This is a genomic window from Candidatus Thiodiazotropha endoloripes (assembly GCF_001708965.1).
Taxonomy (GTDB): Bacteria; Pseudomonadota; Gammaproteobacteria; order Chromatiales; family Chromatiaceae; genus Thiodiazotropha; species Thiodiazotropha endoloripes.
The window spans coordinates 1,322,395-1,342,785 of the sequence record NZ_LVJW01000003.1 but is presented as its reverse complement, the minus strand read 5'-3'; the positions used below and the strand labels follow the sequence as shown (position 1 = coordinate 1,342,785).

The following is a 20,391-nucleotide window of genomic DNA, read 5'->3' as shown; positions in this document are numbered from 1 at the left end:
CATATGGTGATTATGATCAACTGGTCTGATGAGCGGATCGACCATGCAAAGCTCGTCAAACCCAAAGCTGATCCTCTGTTGATTCAATTGAGCTTTTCACAACCTACTCAGAAAACAGTTCAACACAAACCGGTTGAGAAGAAAGTTGTAAAGCAGATCGCCAAAGCTAAGACAAAACCGAAACCCAAAAAGAGTCCCAGGAAAAAAATTGTCAAGACCAAAAAACCACCGCAGAAGAAAAAGCCAGTAAAAGTAACTGAAACCACTCAAGCGGATACCGTGGAGAAAATCGCACAACCCACCCCACCGAAAACGCAACCCATAGCAGAACTGCTGGAGATCTATCTTGCAGAAATTCTTTCCAGCATCGAGCAGAAAAAGCGTTATCCAAGCCTGGCACGCCGTAAAAACATCGAGGGAAAGGTAAGCGTCAGATTTAAGTTATCATGTAATGGTGATATTACCGATCTGAAGATTCAGGGGGCACATGGCCTGTTACGCAAAGCCGCCAACAAAGCCATCAAGGCAGCTCAGCCTTTCCCTAAAATCCCACAAGCATTGAAATGCCCCCTGCCGGTCACCTATGCCATGGCCTATTCCCTGAAACAGTAGTCGATCGACCTGGCCATAACTATCCATACACTCGATAAGCTCTCGGTTGATGAACTCTTCAGGAGTTGCTACTGAATCAACAGACAAAAAAAACCCGCATGAGGGGAAACACGCGGGTAAGGGTAAAACTACCTGATTCTCAATCGTGGTTTATTTCATTCTCGTGGCATTCAACACAGCCTACCATGTAGCCTTTCTCGAAAGTGGCACTGTTGCCATCAGGACAGAATGCGGTGCTGGAGTCACACTCCAGATCGCGGGTGACTGCCATTCTTGACAGTACGGTACCCAATCCGTCAGGACCATGACACGCCTTACACTCATCAGAGTTCCTCTCTGCCATGTCACCATGACCACCATCAGCAAACCGGGTGTTGCCGACTGGGTGCATACCATGAGGACCACCGAGAGTATTACCTAAATCACCTTCATGACAGGTACTGCACTCAATTATGGTGCCTTTATGGCCCTGCAGTTGATTGGCGGCCACGTTATCATTGGCAGCATCATGCTTGTTCGGCCAGATACCGTGTGTTGCACCATGACAGGCTTCACAGAAGATCCCTTCATGTCCCACGCTGACACGATAGAGCATGGGATTACCGATGCGTGGATCCTCGGGACCGGTTACCGCCGGGTTATCCGCCTCGATACTGTTTTCAGCAAAGCGCTTGTTACTCGGAACGATCGGAGTGGCTTTATCGTCATCTGAGAGATAGGCCTTGAAGAGCCGGATGTTGTCCGGATTGCTATCGGTATCGGCGGGGTTCACCACCGTGCCAGGCATACCAGCCATATTATCCATCGCATCACCGGTATGGCAGGAACCACAGCCAGGCTCATTGGCCCAGGGCACCCGGGGTTGTTGCGGATCGGCAGTTGTATCATAGAAGTTGCCGCCAAGCACAAAATCACCTGGATTATCCGGGGTAACCTTATCGGTAAAATCTCTGCCGACCTGCATCATATCGCCATGACAGTCCTGACAGAGCATACCGCCATTGGACATGGCGCCACGCAGACAATCGGTACGTCGACCAGGGTGACACTGGTAGCAGGTCTCCTGCAGTATTTCGCGGCGCTCCTGATGATTTGAGACAACACCAAACTCATCCTTGATGGCATCCGGCATATATGGAAAGATCGGTTCTCCACCCGCATCAGTGAGGCTGCCATGGTGGCTATGCATGACATTGGACATGCTCTTCACGGAGATCTGATTCCGACCATTGGCAAAACCGCCATAGGGATCGAACTCCGGTCCCAACGGACCGAGTTGCGCCAGATCGAGTGCCGGTGTGTAGTGACACTGCTGACAGACCACCGGGGTTTGATTCTCCAGATCAGTGCCATGCTTCTGATCATGCAAACGGACCAGATTAAGATCCGTTGCATACTCCTTACTGACTTCATCCGGCACCATTTCATACATCGGATCATCCAGGGATGATGCCACTTCGGCTAACGCTGACGTTGCCAGGCCGTTTCCACCATCAACACCCGCCCCGTGACAGGCACCGCAATTGGCTTCTCCAGAGATTGGTACGACGGTATCCACTGAGGCCAGAATGGTCTCACCCTGCTTGGCCTGGACGCGATAGAGAGGCCATGGGTTTTCCAGGCCGAAATCATCAAATGCACTGATCGGTATACCAGGCGCTTCAAACCAGTTCACATCCTCCACCACATAACCGAACTGGAAGTTCCTATCCAGGCCCAGGGCAGGAAACATATCGATGAAGAATGGCTGATCCGTCACAAAAGCCTCGAACTTCTCAAGCGCATTTTCCACATAGGGACCATGACGGCCAGGCATTGCCTGTTGCTCAGCAGAGAGACCGAAATCCCCCAGATAGAGTTGCTCAACGTTTGGCATGGGCAGACCCAGATCGAGAATATCCTCAACCGGACCAGCCGGATAGAAAGCAGGAAGAATACCGGGTGGATAGAAAGGATCGTAGGCGTCCCGGGCCACATCCCAGAAGTTGGTCTTGAAGACCTCGCCGGTTGCTACATTTCTGCTCGAATAAACTGGACCGGATTGCGCTGAATTCTGACCAGTCGTAATGATCGGGTCTTGTGGATTTGAAGCCGCTGAATAGTAAACATCCACGTCATTGGGCCCCAGGATCTCCGGTTCGAGACCACGTCTGATCACAGTCGCGTGAAGTACATTGAACGGTGGCAGAATACTTGAAATACGGGTATCGAAATCACCACAATGCATGCCCAGGTCATTGACGGCAAAAACACGATAATCGTCGGTATTGAGTAGTGGCTGCTCTGGAACCGGTTCTCCCGGTATACCGTTCTGACTGGTTGAGTTGATCGATACGGCAGTTGGCTGACCACCCTCCTGAATCGACGCAACGGTCATTACTTCGCTAGAGGCACCCTCGCCATCCTTCACGGTAAGCATCACCTGAAAGATACCGGTTTCGTTATAAACATGGGATGGGTTGGCTTCATTACTGGTGTTACCGTCACCAAAATCCCAGATATAAACCAGATCACCCATTTCCGGGTCACTGGAACCCTCACTTGAAAAGTCAACCGCCTGATTCGGGCTGCCTGCATAGGGCCCATTGGCATTGGCTATCGGTGGCATGTTGCCATCGCCACCGCCCATATCACCTTTACAATTATCCGGTGCATCCTTTACGCGCATCTCCTCCATGGTTCCATCAGCACTACGTTTTGCACTGACTTTACAGGGGACATCTGTGTCGTCTTCTATCTTGATTTTGAAGCGCCAGTCATCGTCTTTGGAAACAACACTCTCCAGAACATCCTCGGTTGCCGCATTCATGAGAACAACTTCGAGGTCTTCCCCACCCTTGCCTTTTACAATCAACCGGTTCTCTTCATACTTCCATATCGCTTTCTTTATGGTGAAAGACTCATCCTCACTTTCACTTTTGCTTTTACTATCACTTGCAGAAAGATTGTTGGAAGCTAGCGCCAGAAACCCTAAAGGCATTAAGGAATAGAAGATTGCTCTGGTCCATTTGTTTGCTCTGTTCATAGACTTGATAACCTTGATAGTCGTTTGTTTATTAAGGTTTTACGCCTATATGCAATACATCTATAAAGTGAGATGTAGGCTCCATGCACGACATGCGTGGCGAAACAACTAAAGCAAAAATTAGCAGTCTATGCTTAAGATTCTCTTAACTGAGGAAGGAACAGGTTCACAATTAAACCAGTCTCGTCTTTACGATCCTGTAGGTTGATATTTCCCTGATGCAATTCGCAAATTTCCTTAACAATAGAGAGGCCTAATCCACTCCCTGATTCCGTCTCTCCAGGGAGTCGGTTCAAACGTTCGAACACCCACTTTTTCTTATCATCCGGAATACCCGGACCAGAGTCCTCAACAGCAAGTTTGACACCCTTATAGTGAGTCTTTATGGAAACGGAAATCTTATTTCCACTGGGTGTAAACTTCATGGCGTTGGTCACCAGGTTACTCAGCATAATAGCGATCATTTCCCGATTGCCATTCAGCTCTATTTGATCATCGGCTATCAGCTCCATTTCAACCCGTTTACTGAGCGCCATTGGTGAAATATCAGACAGAACATCTTCTGCTACAGAGATCAGATCGAATACTTCAAACTGCATTCTGATTTTTTCCGGTTCTATCGATGCGAGTATCAGTAGTTGATTCACTACATGATTAAGATGATTCAATCCTTTGTTGATTTGAGTCAATCCCTTTTCGCGCTCTGCATCAGTACGACCGGTAACGCTCGATTGCATCTGTACCAGCATACCGGCAATCGGTGTACGCAATTCATGGGCCACATCAGCGGTAAAACGATTGTTCCGTTCAATCGAGACTTTAAGCCTTTTCAGCAGTGCATTCAGTTCATCGACAAGATCTGCCACCTCTTCTGGAATATGCTCAGCCGTTACCGGATTAAGATAATCGTAATCCCGTTCACCAATCAGTCGCGATACTGAGCGTAACGGCCTGAAACCCTGCTGAATTATGAACCAGAGCATGCCTGAAAGTGGGAGTACTATCAGCAGCGGTTTCACCACATCCTGAACGAATGAACTGACCAGTGCTTCACTGACAGCATGACCTCGGGCAACATGAATCCGGTAGTTGTGTTGTGTAATATTAAGGGTGTAGACTCGCCAACCTTCACCATCAAATTCGCTATCTGAGTAGCCGTCATCAACAGATGAAGTAAGCACATAACCTGGTGTCCCAGGCCCCTGAATAACCAGTTTATTATCATCGGACCATACCTGAAGCAACAGTGGAAAGTCGTAACCCGACTCACTCAAATTGATCTGGTAATCCTCAAGATCCAGCTCTTCCAGCTCATGCTCCGTAGCAACAGCCAACAGCTCTGCCACCAGTTTCAATTCCGCATCGTAGACCAGATTGATATCTCGGCTGGTTCGCCACCAGGTAAAGCCAAAGGTAGTGCCCCATAACAGCAGAATGGAGAGGGAAATCATCACCAACAATCGCAAGCGAATTGAGCGGATAATCATTTCACCTCCCCCCGGTTGAACAGTTTTACCCGATACCTTAATCAGCCATCCGGAAGATGCCGAGCATACCTTGATTCAGGTATGATACATCCACAATTACTCCCTTGGCGAATTGCACATCGAAGTCACAAAAGCCAGCTCGCAGCTCTGTTTAGAAACTGGTATGACACTGATACTTTATCCCGTTTCTGTATTGAGATTGGTGAAATACTCAGCCAATGTTGTCTCACGTACATGTGCAAGGGGCAACATTAATCGAGATACTCGTTGTCTGCCCAAACCACTTCACTGATACTACAATCCCATTTGGAGTTTTTGTTATCAGTAACGAGTTCAATCAGCTTGCTGATAATTCTTAATAGATTGTTGATAGTTATTAATTATTCTTTATCGCTTAGCGAGCAGACCAGGTTTCTCAATCACATATCCGACTCCTCTCACGGTACGAATCGGATGGTCGCCGAGCTTTTTTCGTAAATGATGGATATGCACTTCTATGGCGTTGCTCTCCACATCATCTTCCAGACAATAGACTTTCTCACTCAACTTGCGACGTGACATGACTCTGCCCATGTTCTCCATCAAGCTATGGAGGATATCGAACTCTTTTGCGGAAAGTGATATAGCACTGTTTTGAATGGTTACAGTATGCGCAGAAGGATCCAATACCAAATCACCATGACGAAGCATTTCCGGTTCCTGACCACTATGACGCCGATGAAGTGCACGAATCCGGGCGCATAGTTCATCGATATCGAAAGGCTTGACTACGTAATCGTCAGCCCCCCCATCCAGTGCCTTTACCCGATCAACCACCTCAGAACGTGCGGTCAATACGAGCACCGGAATCTGATTACCTTCAGATCGCAGTCTGGCCAGTACTTCCAGTCCAGACAACCAGGGAATATTCAGATCGAGTAACAGAACGTCATAATGAACACTTTTAACCGATTTCATCGCGGACAACCCATCGCGAACCCAATCGATACTCATGCCACGGCGTTCCATCACCGTTTTAATGCCGTCCCCCAGCATCTCATCGTCTTCAACTAATAACAGGTTCATATCGACTGACATACGTCCCCCGAGCAACAATATGTCACTGACCAGGCAGAGAGGCTCCTTCCTGTACTCAATCCACACAAGATTTGAGTGCCCTACACCTGGCGCTGAGTTTGTGCCGTCCATCCGATTACACGACAAATCTATGGCATACCTACTGTGAAATGCCATGTAATAGCATAGCAAGCCAGCTGGACAGCAGGGCTAATATTGGGAATTATATACCAAAATCCCGTAAAATTATAATATTGAAAATGTGAAACAGGGCACGTTCCGAACCCCATTCCTACGTCATCGCTGCCAAAGCAATGGCCTGACTAATAATAGACCATAACTATATTAAGCAATATGAAGATTAGCAGAACCAATCAAACCAGCAGAAAGAAGGCAACCGCTGCCGCTGTAACCAGGCTGATCGTTGTGGGCAGGGTTACCAGCATGACACCACTACCCAGCATTAGATAGGCCGTCTCCACCACCAGAATCCCCATGGCGATCCCTAAGGCCCTCGGCGTTTGCATCCACTGGGTCACCCCGGCCAGGGAGATAAAGGCCAAACCCAACAAGGCGGCTCCCATCATCCCTGCAAATGCCTGATTCACCGGCTCATTGCTGAAAAAGCCGACAATCAGATAGGGATCGACAATCAGAATCACTCCCCACAGAGTCAACATCACGATCGCGAGTACCAACGCCAGACGCTGCAAAACTCGGTTAGGCATAGTCCCTCCCAAATTATCTTTTAATTATCATGTAATTATAGAAAATTTCTCGACCGAATAACAGGGATAGTTAGCGCCAGCCCTAGCGCCTGATATTCATACGTGATATCAGAGGCTTGCACTGCCACCAGCCGCAGACCCTCATCCAGGTTGCCGGCCTCCTGACACTCTCGGTTGCCAACAGCCTGGCATCACGCTGATTCACCCATTAGTCAGGTGTCGCCATACTATTAATCCGGCCGCTGAAGACGACGTATTTAGCTACCGGGTTAATAGCATCAGGACATATCTTTTGTTCTCATAATGTTCTATACTTCAGCCACTGGAGATTAGAACTTTTAGAGAACAGTATATGCTCACAGCCACACAACATAAAACCTTGGCTTTTATCCGCCGCTATCTGAAACGGCGCGGATATGCCCCATCCCTGATTGAAATCGCCGAGGGGATCGGCATTACCTCCAAAGGCACCGCTCACCGCCATGTACAGGCACTGGCCGAAGCTGGACGTATCCGCCTGATTCCAGGTCGCAAACGGGGTATCGAACTGGTGGATGACGAGGAACAGTCCAAATACAGTCTGCCCCTGCTGGGCAGCATTGCCGCCGGTCGACCGATCGAAGCCATCGTCGGACAGGAGCGCCTTGATCTGGCCGAATACCTGGCCGGCGCCAACCGCTACGCCCTCCAGGTCAAAGGCGACTCGATGATCGATATCGGCATCCTGGACGGTGACCTGGTGATTATCGAACGCTGTGACACCGCCGACGACAACGCCATTGTCGTGGCTTTGATCGACGACCAGGAGGCCACTTTGAAGCGACTCAGGCGACTCAAAAGCGGTCGTATCAAGCTGATTGCCGAGAATTCCGAGATTGCCCCCATGATCTACACCGCGGACCGGGTAAGGATTCAAGGGGTACTGGTATGTCAACTCCGCCAGTATCACTAACCTCTCGCAGGGCCAGGGCCTGTTAACACGAATCCCATGCAACTTGACGACACACGCCCAGACACCCACTGGTCCCGCGCTATTATCCTGGTGGACATGAACGCCTTCTTCTGTAGCGTGGAACAGATTGACCATCCCGAGCTGCAGGGTATTCCGATCGGCATCACCAATGGTGCCCAGGGAACCTGCATTATCACCAGCTCCTACGAGGCCAGAACCTTTGGCGTACGTACCGGTATGCGCTTGAAAGAGGCGAAACGCCTCTGCCCCGGATTCAGGCAGGTCCCCGCCAATCCGCAACGCTATGCACAGATCTCATCCCGCATCATGACAGCGCTGTCAGAGATCACCCCCGATCTGGAGATCTTTTCCGTGGATGAGGCTTTTCTCGACGTCACCCACTGCCAACGCCTGCTCGGCACACCCCAGCAGATAGCTCATCAGGTCAAGCGGGCCGTATCCGAAGCATCCGGAGGCATGGTCTGTTCAGTCGGCGTGAGTGGCGATAAAACCACCGCCAAATACGCTGCAAAACGGCAGAAACCCAACGGTCTGACCCTGATCCCCCCCAGCCAGGCCCGCGCCACACTGGCTGACATACCGGTCACCGAACTGTGCGGTATTGCCCGGGGAATCGGTCGCTATCTGGCTGAACGGGGTGTCTATACCTGCGGTGACATGCAGCGCCTGCCGATCGGCGAAATCGGACGCCGCTTCGGTAACCCTGGGCGACGCATCTGGCTGATGGCCCAAGGGCTCGACCCCGAACCGGTCCATACCGATGTCGACGCGCCCAAATCCATCGGCCACGGCAAAGTCATGCCCCCCGACACCAGAGACCGGGAGGTTATCGACACCTTTCTGTTACACATGACGGAAAAGGTGGCGGCGCGGCTGCGGCTACATCAGTTTCGCGCCAGCCACTTCTATATCGGCCTGCGGCTTGAGGGCGGTTTCCTGAGCCGTAAATACCGTTGTGACCCACCTACGGATCACGGCCCGGATATTCTCGCCATGTGTGAGGATCTACTGAACAATCACTGGGCAGGAGAAGGCTGCTTTCAGGTGCAGGTCACAGCCCTGGACCCCAAGCCGACCGGCTACCAGAGAGACTTCCTGAATCCTGGGCAACAGCAGCGGGAGCGTCTCGATCAGGCGATGGATGAGGTCAACCAACGCTACGGGGAGTTTACGCTCGCCCCCACCCGTCTGCTCGGCCGCTCCAAAATGCCTAATGTGATCGCACCTGCCTGGAAGCCCTTTGGCCACAGAGAGACGATTCTGATGAATCACACTGAAGCCTGAACCATGATCCTGATCTGACAAGATGTGTACCGCTGTCTACTACACTTTTAACAATCAAGATGTCCGTACGGCATTTGCCGATTCCCGCGCCTGCCTGCCGGTCCGAAAAAAACAGGGTGATATAGCACTCCTGCCCTGGGGTAGAAGAAAACAACAAGCTGGCAAGCTGCCGCTGGGCGGATGGGCCAGGCTTGATGCCATCTATGGTGGGCATTGGGATCGCTGGCACCCTCTACCGGTGAAACTCGATATCCGCCAGTTCATGGAGATCGATTTTGAAGGAGCGCGACGCTGGTTCGACGTTACCTCCGGTAAGTGGATCCAAGGGCTGATTGCTCATTGGCAGCATGAACGTCGCGTCTATGTAGTCACCATCACGCCGGAACTGGAAGACTCAGAGTATGAGCGCTGGCCGAGAATACTCAGTGCCGGCAGCCGCTCGAAGTCGTTGATCACAGCTCATTTTGATCAATAGTCCAGTTGAAATCATGGAGGTGGAGCGGTGAATCAATCGATTGTTGCTATGGGTAGGCTTCTGACAACAGCTGCTTAACCTGAGCGATTGACTCTTCACTATCCCACTCGACAGGGCCAATCGCCTTGAATCTCAAAAAGCCTTGTTTGTCGATAAGAAAACTGCTGGGATAAACCGTGATACGCCAATCCTTTGTTACCGATTTAGTAGCATCGAGCAGTACGGGAAAGTTGAATCCCAACTTGCTGGCAATACGTGCAACCCGGTTTCTATTCTCATTGACATTAACTGCAAGCACCTGCAGATCATCTGTCTTCATATGTTCAACAAGCCTGATCAGTGAAGGCATCTCCTCGATACAGGGAGGACACCAGCTCGCCCAAAAATTAATCAGCACAACCTTCCCTTTCGCTTCAGAAAGATTGTGCTGCACCTTGTTAAGGTCATTCAATTCAATTTTTGCCGTTAACGTGGGCGGATTAACCGCTTCCAACCATCCTGCATTTCCCATATGACAGAACAGTAACAGCAAAAACCCAAATATCACTCCATAACCCTTCCTGGTGATAGTCATACAGGTAAAATATCGGATTACGGCCATCTCATACTCATTTAATTCATAATGTCATGGCGTTTATATTACACCGTTTATTTAGCAGCAAGTCAGCTTTTTCATTGAGTTATTCATTACAGTAGCAGGTTTTAGTTCGGTTCAGTGCCATGTGTGAATATTATGAAATCCTTTACTTCGACTCATCAGTCATATAGTTCTTAAAGTTTTTTCAGTCCACGTCGATTATTGATTATGAAAATGGAATCAATTATAGAACTAGGGAGTCTCTGATAATTTCAAACCGGTGCGACCAAAAGCAGTTCTCGTGAAACACCTCTGTTGACGAACATATCAGCGGTTCTTCAAGGAAATCTTCTGGATTCCAGATAAGTTGTAGCAAATTAATAATGCCTACAGGCGGCTTGTAGGGACTCAACATTTTTACCTGGCGGAATAATAAATATAACAGGTAACAAATTGTTTTATAGGGTATTTCCAGGAGAACGGCATGCAAGTTGTCTCTATATTTTCATCGATCAAAACAAAACTATGGCTTGGTTTCGGGCTGGTTCTTTCACTCTTTTCAATCAGTACAGCAGTAACTTTAATTAGTTTGAACGGGGTTAACAGTAATGTCGAGAAGGTCGTCGTAGACAGCCAACCCACCCTATTACTAGCGAAAGATCTCACCTTCCATATTGAACAGGCCACCGCGTCACTTGGTTTCTTTATGGTAACGAAAGAAGATTACCACCTGCAGAATTACACGAGAGCGATCAAAAACTGTAAAGATATTTTACAGGAACTCAGACAGGCGACTGTACGCAATCCTGAGATTGACTTTAATCAGCCTTTAAATTCCCTCAGAGATGATATTGGAGCATTTGAAGCAACGGCCAAACTATTGCAACAAAAGACCTCATCATTTGAAAAAAATTTTCCTGGAATCGACTATGCGAATCAGCACATAAATCCGATCAATCGCACGGTAATGCAATTAGCCTCGCAAATGATCCTGACAGAAGTGGATGAATATTCATCTGAAGAGCGTAAACAGTTACTCGTTGATCTGAGCGAACTAAGATATAGCTGGAGTCAGGTCATTAATGGTGTTAGAGGTTACCTCGCTTTTAGAAGTGACAACAATATTAATAATATTGACCTCTACCTTACACAGGCTGAATCTCTGTTACAGAACCTGATAAAGATGGAAGACCTTTTGACGCTTGATCAACTCGATTCAATAACAGGGGTTGCAGAGAGTATAGCTACTTTTAAAGAACATTATGCCAAACTGCTTGAGATTCATGGTGGGGATGAGTGGCGCAGTGATGCTGCACTGGTTCGTAACAACCTGAACGTTAACCTTCAGTCAATCCAAGGTAACCTTTCTAGCCTTGTCAGTCAGCTTCAGTCCTCCATCAATCAAACCAGTTCCTCACTAAGAGATAGTACACAATTTGTATTTGAATTGGTGATTGCATTGTTCATCCTTGGATTAACCTTAGGTATTGGGATTAGTTGGTTTATTGCCAAATCCATATCCGAACCCATCATGAATACCGCAAGTACCATGCAGAATATTGCAGACGGAGATGGCAATCTGATGATCACACTAGACCAGTCAGGTCGTGATGAGTTAGCCCAACTGGCCTCTAGTTTCAATGTTTTTGTCAGCAAGATTCGTGAACTAATCAAAAAAACCGCCCACTCAACTGAATCTGTTATAGAGTCAGTGGCACAAACCTCCGATAATACCAATCAGATAATTAAAGGCATATTGAATCAAGAGGTACAAACTGAACAGGTTGCAACAGCAATGAGTCAAATGACCGCCTGTATCAGCAATGTAGCTAAAAATGCATCGATTGCAGAGCAATCCGCTTTGACAGCGAATAAGGAGGCGCACAGTGGATGCACTATTGTTCGAAAAACATCTGTTGCTGTAAAGGAGCTAGCCGACGAAGTAAAACTTGCAGAAGACTCAATACTCAATGTGGAGCAGGAGAGCCTCAGAATTGGTGGGGTACTTGATGTAATCAAGAGCATTGCTGAGCAGACCAATTTGTTAGCTTTAAATGCAGCTATCGAAGCTGCCCGCGCTGGCGAACAGGGTCGAGGGTTTGCTGTGGTAGCCGATGAAGTACGGAGCCTGGCTACCCGAACCCACGAATCAACTGGCGAGATTGAAAATATGATTCAGTCGCTTCAGAACGGTACTCAGGAAGCGGTTTCAGTCATGTCGGCAGGTCGGGAGAAGGTCAATATAAATGTTCAATTGACTGAAGATGCACTGCGATCTCTCGGTACAATTAATCAGGCTGTTGAAACAATCAGTGAAATGAACACTCAAATTGCCACTGCTGCTGAGCAGCAGTGCACTGTTGCTGAAGAGATAAACAAGAATCTCTGCAGTATCAAGGACAGCAGTAAATTGAATGCTGATGAGGCAAATGCAACAGCTGCAACGGTGAATTCACTGGGTAATCTCGCCTCTACGCTTCAGAGTGTAATACAACAATTCAAGTTTTCTGGAGACAGTGGGCTTGACTTCAGTGCTGCCAAATCGGCTCACCTGGCCTGGAAGGCGAGACTTCGTTCTTTTCTGGATGGCACGTCCTCACTCTCTCACAAAGAGGCCGTCTCGCATCATGACTGTGTTTTGGGTAAGTGGTACTACAGTGACGGATTGGATCAATATGGCGATATCCCTGAAATGCGTTCAATAGAAAAACCACACCATGAATTGCATGAATTAATCAAGAAGATCATAGAAAAAAAGGAGAGTGGTCATATGAATGAGGCTGAAGCACTTTATACTAAGATCGCACCACTATCCTCTACCATTATAAATCTGTTGGAACAGGTAGAGAGGTCGATTGATACAGGCGAGAGCGCAGCATGATTTGCCAGTGAGGATGCTGTTCTGCAAAGTGTGGTTAATGTAACTTATGCATAGCGTATAACAGCATGTGTGATTTATAGAGATCGTTTCAATCTGGCCAGTTCCAAATCTAGCTTGTAGTTGGCTTCTTGTATACGCTCTTTTAAAGGTTGATAGTCAGCATTGGCTTCTTCAGAAAGTGGCATTTCTTCAGATAGTTCAAAGTATCGCTCCATTGGCGTTTTACCTTTGTGAGCGCCATGAGGACGATCCCAGTTGTAGTAGTGCTGCCCTTCTGCCAGCAGGTTATCAAGATCATCTGAAGACGTATCATTGGTTGCGTAGAACTCTACCTTATCTGTCTTCTGAGAGCGTTCAACTTTGCCGTTAAGATGAGGAGTTCCTGGTTTGTTGGGACGAAATATAATACCCAGTTCCACCAACTTTTCTTGAACTTTGGTCGCAAAAAACTCTCTACCTCGGTCAGTCTGTTTACGCTGAATAGGAAACGGTATCTCGTCAGTGACTGCATCATTAAAATCTAGTGTATTTGCCACCGTACGACGTTCATAGATGCGTAAAACCCTATAACGGGTGCAATCATCAATGGATGTATATTGATAAAGACCTGGGCCAATCTTACAGGTGTCCATTTGAACCCGGTCACCTGGAATGGGCCGTTCATACCTGATGAAATCGGACTTTTTCCTAAACTTTTGACAGTTTTTATCTGATGCTTTTTGAAAACCTTATGAATTGACGCGGGTGATAGCGAAATATTGTGGAGCCGCAATAACTCACTTTGAAGTCGTGTTGCACCAAGATTACGGGATTTCCTAAGGTCTAGAAGTAAGGTCTCCATCTCAATAGTGATTATGGCGTTGGGTGATGAGTGCGGGCGTCTGCTGTGGCTCTGTAAGCCTTCTTGACCATCGGCCTGATATCTACGCCACCACTTTCTCAAAGTGGGCCTAGAGATACTGCATCGCCTGCAAACAAAGCCTGCATCACCAGACTCTTCATAAAGACTAACCCATTGTAATCTTTGCTGAATTTCTCGGTTAATAGCACCCAATAATAATGAAAGGATGTCTAAGAATCACACAACTAATCGACCTATCTTCTTTTCCACCAAGATAATCCTATTGTAACCAAGCCGAGAGCAATTCCGGTTGAGAGAACCATTCTAGCCAGCCACTCTGGCCAGGCAGGATTTGGAGTGATCAACGCAAAAATACCAAGGACGGTCATCCAAAATGCAATTTTAGTTAACAGCGCTGCTTTTAACACACCTACTCCGAAGCTTATCTTTATAATACAATGTCTTATTGATCACTTATAATTTATCATATTATATTATCCATTGTTATTCACATCTCTATTTTTATTGATTTGCATTATTATAAATGCATGATCCAATATCTTACTGTAATTTTGAGTCAATAAGCTCAAACTATCGTTTAACTCTGTTCTCACGTACCAGATCTGCTTTTTGTTTTCTAAATAAAAAGCCTGGTAGTGGACAAGTATCGACTTACCGAGTTGATCAGTGGATCGCCTCATTGTTGTTATTACCGACAACCCCGGTATTGTTGTCAGTTGAACATGGTACTGAGCATCTATTCTGATTAGTCTTTTTTTGTCTTTGTCCGTGTAAGTAAAAAACTGCTTCGCTGCTGTCTGCTTATCATTAACAGCACTAGAGAATAGATTGACCGTGATATAGTCACCTTTTGGCAATCCATACAGTTTAAGGATATACAGACCATCACTTTCCAATGAGAGCCAATGTTTTTCTGATGAATTTACTGCTATAGGCACAAATGACATTATTATAATGACTATGAATTTCGTCCTTGATTTCATACCGACCTTTCTAACCACTCACTGTTATTTTTATACTATTTTACAATTATCCTTAATTCCGGTTTTTAGTTATTTAACTATCTATGCTTAATGATCACTCATATATGAAATAAACCCAACGGCACTCTGATTGAGCTTATACTATAATCATTTATGATACTTCGTCCATACATATTATCCTTGACTGACTATAACCAAGAGCACTTATCAGAATACTCTCTCAAAATAAATGAGTTTGAAACGACAATTATATTATATACATGATCCTATGTGCAGTTGGTGCTGGGCATTCCGCCCCACTCTCCACCGATTGTTAAATAATTTACCTTCAGAAATATCTTCCAGATACCTTTTAGGTGGTTTAGCACCTGATTCTGACCTACCGATGGACGTCAACTTGCGTAGAAAAATAGAGGGAACCTGGAAAACAATCCAGTCCAAAATACCAGGCACTGATTTCAATTACGATTTCTGGAGGAAGAATACACCACGTCGCTCAACATATCCTGCCTGTAGGTCTGTCATCGCAGCAAGAGAGATCGACTCGTCAAAAGAAGATGAGATGATCTACGCTATTCAACAGGCTTATTATTTAAACGCGATGAACCCTTCTGATTATCACACACTGGAAAACCTGGCTATGAATATCGGAATCAACGGCAGTCAGTTTTCAAAGGTTTTTCGCAGTGATGTCACAGCCAATCAACTCCATAAAGAAATCGGACAATGTAGAACGATGGGTGTATACAGCTTCCCTTCACTTGTATTAGAAATAGACGGTAGTTACTGGCCGATTCCAATTGATTACAATGATGCAAATACCATACTGGAATCAATCTTCGATATCAGTAGCTGAAATAAATTATAGATAGCATCCTTAACTCCTCTGTTATAAACTTCACTTTCGACAATATCAACTTACAATTAGCTTCGTATGCAAGATAGTAGCAAACTGGATAAACTTAGAAAGGATATCGTATTTTCTACCGACTTAGCGGGTGAGCATCTTATCTTTCACTCCACTTGGGGTATATTTTCTCCCAAGGAAATTGATGTTGGTACACAACTCTTGGTTAACCTTCTTGAGATCGAACCTGGCGATAGTTGCCTCGACCTGGGATGCGGATATGGGCCTATCGGTTTATATATGGCACGGCGCGCCTATCAAGGCAAAACTCTCTTAGTAGATAAGGACTTTATGGCAGTTGAGTACGCTAATGCCAACGCTGTACGTAACAATCTAAATAATGCAAAGGCGGTTTTAAGCAATGCATTTGATCATATAGACCCTAAAGCTAAATTTGATGTAATCGCTTCGAATATTCCAGCCAAGGTAGGTAAAGAGATGTTATCGCTGATTCTATATGACGCATACACAAGACTGAATTCAGGGGGTAAACTTTATGTAGTCACTATTAATGGATTGCGTCAATACATGAAACGTAACCTAAATGATATTTTTGGAGACTATAAAAAACTGAAACAAGGTAAAACCTATACTGTCGCAATGGCACAAAAGTTTCACAAATAATCTATTTTTCAGCTAAATAACTCAGCACATGGGAGACAGCAACCAACCCAAAAGTTGCTGTTACTGTCATTACAGAACCATAACCAGCACAATTCAAATCACTCTGAAATCCTTTATCACTATCCAAACATGTTAAGTCAACAGGTGCGCTCTGGTGCTCAGTAGAATATACACATGGCACACCAAATCGCCGCTTCAAATTAGTAGAAAAATTATAATTCTGTCTAAGAAGCTTTCTTGTTTTTGATAGTAATGGATCCTGTTCGCTGCGACTTAAATCTATTTTACGAATTTTTAGAGGATCGATTTGTCCACCAGCAGCACCAACGGTAATTATTGGTATTTTTTTTGATTTACAATAAGCAACTAAAGCAGCTTTGGTTCGGTAGTTATCGATACAGTCAATTACATAGTTGAACTCATTTCCAATTAACTGTTGTAGATTTTTCTCCTCAACGAACTCTTCAATTGCATTGACCCTACATTCCGAATTAATCTGCTCCACCCTTTGTGCAAGAACTTTGACTTTTGCTTTACCCAGCTCACTCTCTAATGCCGAAAGTTGTCGATTGATGTTGGATTCTGCTACGTGATCCATATCATACAGGCTTATGTTACCTATCCCGCTTCTAGCCAGTCCTTCAACTGCCCATGAACCAACACCGCCGACACCAACTACAGCTATATTTGAACCACGTATAAAATCAAACCCCCGTTTTCCGTATAAGCGTAAAATACCGGAAAATCGCCTATCGTAATCCATTAATTTCCACCTAGTATAAAACTAAAACCGTCATATAAGACTGACTTTAAAAACAAACAATTAGTAAGAGACATCAAGATATACACAATATATTCAATCGATTTTTGAGAGTAGCTTCTGTAATTGATTGACGAATTGGTCATGCATTGCATTTAGCTCATCCAATTTTTGCAGCATACGCTCCTGCTGACCACTGTTTGAGAGTTCATTCAACTCCTCCACCAAGAGATGTATATGTTCGTGGCACTTTCTGAGTTTTCCATACTGCTCTAAATGACCATACTTGAAATATCCAGCGCCGTGGAACCAACGACCAAAGGAACAACTGTTACTGTCCGAAAATATCCAATTGGAATGGGATTCAGTGTTGGTTATTGTTTCAATAGATTGTGATAACCACTGTTGATGGGAAGCAATTACTGTTTTGATATCAGTATTACTATCAATCTCAAGTCTCTTTTTTAAATTTTGCCAATCTGTGTCGTCATGCCATTGCTCTATCCAGTTCGCTACACTCTCGGCAGGCATGGGTCTTGCGATACCATAGCCCTGTCCCAACTGACATCCAAGCCGTAATAAGGCAGCTCCATGTTCAATACTTTCAACTCCTTCAGCAATTACCGGATGATGAAAGGCTAGTGCCAACCTAACGACACTCTCGACTATGGCCAAGTCTTGAGGATCCTCCAACATATCACACACAAAACTTTGATCAATCTTTAGCGTGTTAACAGGTAAACGATGAAAATAGGTCAGTGAGGAATAACCAGTACCAAAATCATCCAGGGTTATCTGAACACCCATTTCCTGACAATGTAACAAAGGTTGAATTATACGGCTTAAATCCTCGATGGAAGTTGTCTCCAAAATCTCAAGCTCTAATTTGTTCGCAGCCACAGAGTCGTAATTTATAAGCGCTTCCTTAACATGATGAACAAATCCGGAATGTTGAAGATGATGCGGGCCGATATTTACACTCACGCTTAAGTCCATTCCTTTGGATTGCCATACTTGCAATTGCTTCAGTGCCCTGTCTATTACCCATCTCCCCAACTCTATCTCCAGATCAGTATCCGTCAGGATGTGCAGGAATGACCCCGGTGCAAGCATACCCTGCTCTGGATGCATCCATCTCAATAAAGCCTCCATACCAATTACCTGACCATTGTACATATTAACTTTTGGCTGATAATAGAGGACAAATTCACCATTTAAAATGGCTTCTTGCAGACGTTCATAGTTTTCACGATAGGCTTTCACTTGTCGATCCTGTTCTGGATCGAACAGATGGATACAGCTCTTACCCCGTTCCTTTGCCACATACATGGCTTGATCAGCATGTCTTAGCAGCAAATCCGCATCTGAATCATCTGAAGGATAAAGTGTATAACCGATACTGGCGGATACAACTAATTCTACATCCTGAAGTATTATGGGCTCTTCAATCACCTGCATTACACGTTGCAGAATGAATTCACAACCGTCCTGGCTTTCAAGCTCCGTCAATATAATGACAAATTCATCACCACCTATTCTTGAGACAGTATCTCCGCCTCTGACGGTATGTTCCAATCGTTGGGCGACTTCAACAAGCACCAAATCTCCAGTGTCATGACCATATGTATCATTTATTGGTTTGAAGCCGTCGAGGTCCAGATAACAGACGGCCACCAGGCTCCCCCTTCTTTTCGCTCTTACAATGGCCTGATTCAATCGATCTGACTTCAAGAGGCGGTTTGGAAGTCCGGTCAAAGAGTCATAATGTGCGATTCTGTCTAACTCAGCTTCGGCCTTTTTTCTATCGGTAATATCGTGGATTATTGAGTAAAGTACTTGTTTGCCTCCCCAGTCTATCGGACCTGAGTGCACTTCAACGTCTCGAATCTCACCACTTGCCAATGCGTGTTGAAAGTAGAAATGATTTCTTTCTTCACGTTCTGCCAAATCCATCTCATGGGCTATTTCAGTATCGGTCAACACGTTGATATCACCGATATTCATCTTTAACAATTGCTCGATATAGTAACCGTAGTAGATTTCTGCAGCATGATTTGCGGCAAGAATTGCACCATTTCCTGGATCAATCGTTAACATGATCGCTTTGCTTTTTTCGAACAACATCCTGAAGCGCTCTTCACTGTTTCTAAGCGCATCGGATAGTTTTTTTTCTCTCTCTAGAGCTTCACTGAGTCCATCGTTACTCTTTTTCAGATCCTGATTGATATCGGCCAACTCTTGAGTTCGTACCTCAATACGTTGTTCCAGTTCACGCCCGGATTTTTTCAGTTCTTTTATCTGTTTTTGTAGAATTCCACCCATTTCATGCAATGAATACGACAGCCTTCCAACCTCATCTTTACTGCGAATTGTTGATTCAGAATCAAATTTTCCATTAGCAATGGATTCGGCATACCCAGAAAGCTGTTTAACTGGATCAATGACAGAACGTCGTAAAAACAGATTAAGCAAAATTGCTATAACAAGGAAGGTAACCAGAACATTGATTATTATTTGCGCGATCGCCTCTTCCACCTTTCGATCAACAATAGACGATAGAAACCCGAGCCTTACAACACCGACATAATTTTTATCATGATCAAACAGCGGTATTGAAACATCATAATATCTTTCACCATCAAATCGATCATAAATCTGCCATATTGGTCTCTTCTCGTTGAGAATTTTTCGTGCTACCGAATCCGCAAAGTGATGTCCGACTAAACTGTTATCGCTATGGAAAAGCACAATGCCCAGCTCATCTGTTACACCGGCATAAGCAATATGACTATTTTTCTCTACCACTTCCACCAGTTTATTATCCATACCTGAAAGCGAATCGAGCGGTAGCCCTAAAGCCAATAATTCTGTTAACAGGCTTTCAATACTATATCCGATGCCAAAACTGCCTGTTAACAATGCATCTGTATACTTACTTCGAAAGCTAATTACATTAAGCATGGAACTGACTAACAGTGATATAGCCAGTATACCGATTGTGATTATAAGAATTTTTCTACTTAGACCCATAACGAGTGACTTGACTATGCCCTGATATATGCCATAGAAAAACCCAACTCAGAGATCAAAGCGTCTACTCGTGGCAATCTATTGTATGAAGCAATCAAAATTTTCATGATTTTTAGATGCTCTCCTT

14 protein-coding genes and 1 pseudogene are annotated in these 20,391 nt (G+C 45.5%); 7 read left to right on the top strand and 8 right to left on the bottom strand.

The features are described from left to right. The first annotated feature begins 12 nt into the window (after positions 1-12). The gene (locus A3193_RS06020) at positions 13-612 is read left to right on the top strand and encodes a TonB family protein (RefSeq protein ID WP_162272470.1); all 600 of its coding nucleotides are present in this window, start codon (positions 13-15) and stop codon (positions 610-612) included. A gap of 139 nt (positions 613-751) precedes the next feature. On the opposite strand, the gene A3193_RS06015 is transcribed toward A3193_RS06020, so the two are convergent. The 4 genes from A3193_RS06015 to A3193_RS06000 form a co-directional block, all read right to left on the bottom strand. Then, complete coding sequence (locus A3193_RS06015) at positions 752-3,637, bottom strand: PKD domain-containing protein (protein ID WP_069014315.1); 2,886 nt, start codon at positions 3,635-3,637, stop codon at positions 752-754. Positions 3,638-3,771: 134 nt separating this feature from the next. After that, positions 3,772-5,124, bottom strand: coding sequence for an ATP-binding protein (locus A3193_RS06010; RefSeq protein WP_069005256.1), 1,353 nt, complete (start codon positions 5,122-5,124; stop codon positions 3,772-3,774). 387 nt (positions 5,125-5,511) lie between these two features. Further along, positions 5,512-6,201 carry a response regulator transcription factor gene (locus A3193_RS06005; protein WP_305782006.1) on the bottom strand — a complete coding sequence of 230 codons (690 nt, stop codon included), beginning with the start codon at positions 6,199-6,201 and terminating at the stop codon, positions 5,512-5,514. A 353-nt stretch (positions 6,202-6,554) separates the two neighbouring features. Then, entirely contained in the window at positions 6,555-6,908 is a 354-nt protein-coding gene (locus tag A3193_RS06000; RefSeq protein WP_068995622.1) for a hypothetical protein, read from the bottom strand. 352 nt (positions 6,909-7,260) lie between these two features. On the opposite strand from A3193_RS06000, the gene lexA reads away from it, so the two are divergent. Genes lexA through A3193_RS05985 form a run of 3 tightly spaced genes read left to right on the top strand, consistent with a single transcriptional unit; the run spans position 7,261 to position 9,640 of the window. Then, positions 7,261-7,860 carry a transcriptional repressor LexA gene (gene lexA / locus A3193_RS05995; RefSeq protein ID WP_069005255.1) on the top strand — a complete coding sequence of 200 codons (600 nt, stop codon included), beginning with the start codon at positions 7,261-7,263 and terminating at the stop codon, positions 7,858-7,860. A 36-nt stretch (positions 7,861-7,896) separates the two neighbouring features. Beyond that, positions 7,897-9,165 carry a DNA polymerase Y family protein gene (locus tag A3193_RS05990; RefSeq protein WP_069005254.1) on the top strand — a complete coding sequence of 423 codons (1,269 nt, stop codon included), beginning with the start codon at positions 7,897-7,899 and terminating at the stop codon, positions 9,163-9,165. Positions 9,166-9,187: 22 nt separating this feature from the next. Next, positions 9,188-9,640: a hypothetical protein gene (locus A3193_RS05985; protein WP_069014314.1), complete on the top strand. Its 453-nt coding sequence runs from the start codon at positions 9,188-9,190 to the stop codon at positions 9,638-9,640. Positions 9,641-9,686: 46 nt separating this feature from the next. Here the strand turns inward: A3193_RS05985 and A3193_RS05980 are convergent, their stop codons facing one another. Next, positions 9,687-10,187: a TlpA family protein disulfide reductase gene (locus A3193_RS05980; RefSeq protein WP_069005252.1), complete on the bottom strand. Its 501-nt coding sequence runs from the start codon at positions 10,185-10,187 to the stop codon at positions 9,687-9,689. A gap of 514 nt (positions 10,188-10,701) precedes the next feature. On the opposite strand from A3193_RS05980, the gene A3193_RS20950 reads away from it, so the two are divergent. Beyond that, complete coding sequence (locus A3193_RS20950) at positions 10,702-13,098, top strand: methyl-accepting chemotaxis protein (protein ID WP_069014313.1); 2,397 nt, start codon at positions 10,702-10,704, stop codon at positions 13,096-13,098. A gap of 74 nt (positions 13,099-13,172) precedes the next feature. Here A3193_RS20950 and A3193_RS05970 read toward each other — a convergent pair. Continuing rightward, a pseudogene (locus tag A3193_RS05970) lies at positions 13,173-14,143 on the bottom strand (IS481 family transposase). Between the two features lie 1,029 nt (positions 14,144-15,172). Here A3193_RS05970 and A3193_RS05960 point away from each other — a divergent pair. Both A3193_RS05960 and A3193_RS05955 read left to right on the top strand, forming a co-directional pair. Next, a complete protein-coding gene (locus A3193_RS05960) occupies positions 15,173-15,799 on the top strand; it encodes a DsbA family protein (RefSeq protein WP_069014311.1) in 627 nt (208 codons plus the stop codon). 78 nt (positions 15,800-15,877) lie between these two features. Next, positions 15,878-16,474 (top strand): class I SAM-dependent methyltransferase, encoded by a 597-nt coding sequence (locus A3193_RS05955; RefSeq protein WP_069005248.1) that lies wholly within the window; start codon positions 15,878-15,880, stop codon positions 16,472-16,474. A 1-nt stretch (position 16,475) separates the two neighbouring features. Here the strand turns inward: A3193_RS05955 and A3193_RS05950 are convergent, their stop codons facing one another. Together A3193_RS05950 and A3193_RS05945 are read right to left on the bottom strand one after the other, a co-directional pair. Further along, positions 16,476-17,237 carry a tRNA threonylcarbamoyladenosine dehydratase gene (locus A3193_RS05950; RefSeq protein ID WP_069014310.1) on the bottom strand — a complete coding sequence of 254 codons (762 nt, stop codon included), beginning with the start codon at positions 17,235-17,237 and terminating at the stop codon, positions 16,476-16,478. 93 nt (positions 17,238-17,330) lie between these two features. Further along, complete coding sequence (locus A3193_RS05945; RefSeq protein ID WP_162272469.1) at positions 17,331-20,195, bottom strand: EAL domain-containing protein; 2,865 nt, start codon at positions 20,193-20,195, stop codon at positions 17,331-17,333. Positions 20,196-20,391: the final 196 nt, after the last annotated feature.

Bases quoted from the DNA above. Each gene is read 5' to 3' on its own strand.
- A3193_RS06005 (WP_305782006.1), bottom strand. From the start codon at position 6,201: ATGTCAGTCGATATGAACCTGTTATTAGTTGAAGACGATGAGATGCTG.
- A3193_RS06000 (WP_068995622.1), bottom strand. From the start codon at position 6,908: ATGCCTAACCGAGTTTTGCAGCGTCTGGCGTTGGTACTCGCGATCGTG.
- A3193_RS05955 (WP_069005248.1), top strand. From the start codon at position 15,878: ATGCAAGATAGTAGCAAACTGGATAAACTTAGAAAGGATATCGTATTT.
- A3193_RS05950 (WP_069014310.1), bottom strand. From the start codon at position 17,237: ATGGATTACGATAGGCGATTTTCCGGTATTTTACGCTTATACGGAAAA.
- A3193_RS05945 (WP_162272469.1), bottom strand. From the start codon at position 20,195: ATGCTTAATGTAATTAGCTTTCGAAGTAAGTATACAGATGCATTGTTA.
- A3193_RS05960 (WP_069014311.1), top strand. From the start codon at position 15,173: ATGAGTTTGAAACGACAATTATATTATATACATGATCCTATGTGCAGT.
- A3193_RS05985 (WP_069014314.1), top strand. From the start codon at position 9,188: ATGTGTACCGCTGTCTACTACACTTTTAACAATCAAGATGTCCGTACG.
- A3193_RS06015 (WP_069014315.1), bottom strand. From the start codon at position 3,637: ATGAACAGAGCAAACAAATGGACCAGAGCAATCTTCTATTCCTTAATG.
- A3193_RS06010 (WP_069005256.1), bottom strand. From the start codon at position 5,124: ATGATTATCCGCTCAATTCGCTTGCGATTGTTGGTGATGATTTCCCTC.
- lexA (WP_069005255.1), top strand. From the start codon at position 7,261: ATGCTCACAGCCACACAACATAAAACCTTGGCTTTTATCCGCCGCTAT.
- A3193_RS20950 (WP_069014313.1), top strand. From the start codon at position 10,702: ATGCAAGTTGTCTCTATATTTTCATCGATCAAAACAAAACTATGGCTT.
- A3193_RS06020 (WP_162272470.1), top strand. From the start codon at position 13: ATGATCAACTGGTCTGATGAGCGGATCGACCATGCAAAGCTCGTCAAA.
- A3193_RS05990 (WP_069005254.1), top strand. From the start codon at position 7,897: ATGCAACTTGACGACACACGCCCAGACACCCACTGGTCCCGCGCTATT.